General features: G+C 70.2%; 1 pseudogene. It reads right to left on the minus strand.

The window, feature by feature from the left end:
* Nucleotides 1-1,599, minus strand: a pseudogene (locus ACWD4U_RS34725) (hypothetical protein); the annotation flags it as partial.
* Nucleotides 1,600-1,611: the final 12 nt, after the last annotated feature.

Below are 1,611 nucleotides of genomic sequence, written 5' to 3' on the forward strand. Positions count from 1 at the left end.
GTCGAAAGGGGTCACGTCGCCCTCGGGTGTGAAGCGGGCGCCTTCCGTGCGGGACCACTCCACGACCCGGTGGCCGTCCGCGCCGGCCAACCGCGTGTACCAGCCGGGGAAGGGCTCGCCCACCGGGTGATCGGTCGGCGTCCCCGGTGCGGTCATGTTCATGCCGAACACGTTCCGGCTGCCGGGCTGGAAGGGCCCCTTGTTCGTGTTCCTCTGACCGAGGGTGGCCTCGAACGACTGGCCATTGGTGTTGGTGAACTTGACCTTGTCGCCGGTGCGCTCGCCCCACAGTGCCTTGTTGGCGAACAGGTTCCGACGCGCACCCTTCGGCAGTTTGAATTCCTTGCCGTTGACGTTGACGGTGGTCGCGCCGGCGGTGGCGTAGAAGAGTTCCGGGATGCGTTCGCGGAAGGTCTGCGGGCCGGTCGGGGCCGGTGGGTAGGTGAACGGCCGTCCGGCTTTCTCCGTTGCGAGCCGGAACTTGTGCACCTCGGTCGGCTCGTCGTACGGGGTCACGTCGCCCTCGGGTGTGAAGCGGGCCCCTGTCGTGCGGGACCACTCCACGACCCGGCGGCCCGGGTCGCCGGCCAACCGCGCGTACCAGCCGGGGAAGGCCTCACTGACCGGGTGATCGGCCGGTACCTTCGGCACGCTCACCTGCACGCCGAACACCATGAGGGTCTTGCCGGCCCGCCGGAGCTGCTGCGTCGCGGGCACGTCGAGGGATCTGTCGAACCACTGGCCGTCGGGGTTGGTGAACCTGACCTTGCTGCCGACCAGCTCGCCCTTCAGCGGCTGGTGCGCGAACCGGGCATGCTCGGCCTCCGAGTCCGGCAGCGCGAATTGCCTGCCGTTGACGTGGACGTCGGTCTTGCTGGCGGCCACGTGGAAGGCCTTAGGGAGGCGTCCGAGGAAGGCGACCGCGGTGGTCCCGTCCGTGCGTCCGTCCCCGACGGCCGGAGGCGCGGACAGGAGTGCCGGCGTGGGGTCCGGGTTCGGGTCCTGGCCCGGGTGCCCGCGGTCGTCGCCGGCGTCCGCGCCTGCGTCCGTGTCGATGTCCATCGCCTGGGTGTGCTGTTCCGGCGTGGGGGGTCGGGACTCGTCCGTTTCGGGTCGGGTGGTGGGTGCGGGGTGAGGCGTGGGTCGGGTGGTGGGGGTGGTGGCGTCGTAGTGGCCGGGGGAGTGGACGACGACGGTGTAGTTCTGTTCGGTGGCGAGGTGGACTGCTTGGTCGGGTGCGGGGTAGGTGCTGGAGCCGTCGCGGTGGATCGCGGTGACGCGGCCGCTCATCCGGTCGGCGATCAGCAGTCCGGGCCCGAAGTGACGGGCGTAGAGCACGGGGGCGGCGCTGCCGAAGGCGTTGTTCCACTGTCCGTGGGCGGTGACTCTGTCCAGGGCGGTGTTCCAGGCCGCGGCGTGGTCGTCTCGTATCCGCTTCAGGAGGTCCTCGTACATGTGCGCGTGGCCGAGTTGGTACGGGAGGGTCTCCGCCGTCAGGCCGAGGGTGTCGTGCAGGTCCGGTTCGTCCAGCAGCAGGTCGCCCAGCATGGTCGGGCCGAAGCGGAAGTCGTCGAACGCCTCCCGGAACCTGTGCGCCACCTCCTCGCGCAG

This window comes from Kitasatospora sp. NPDC002522, from assembly GCF_053595195.1.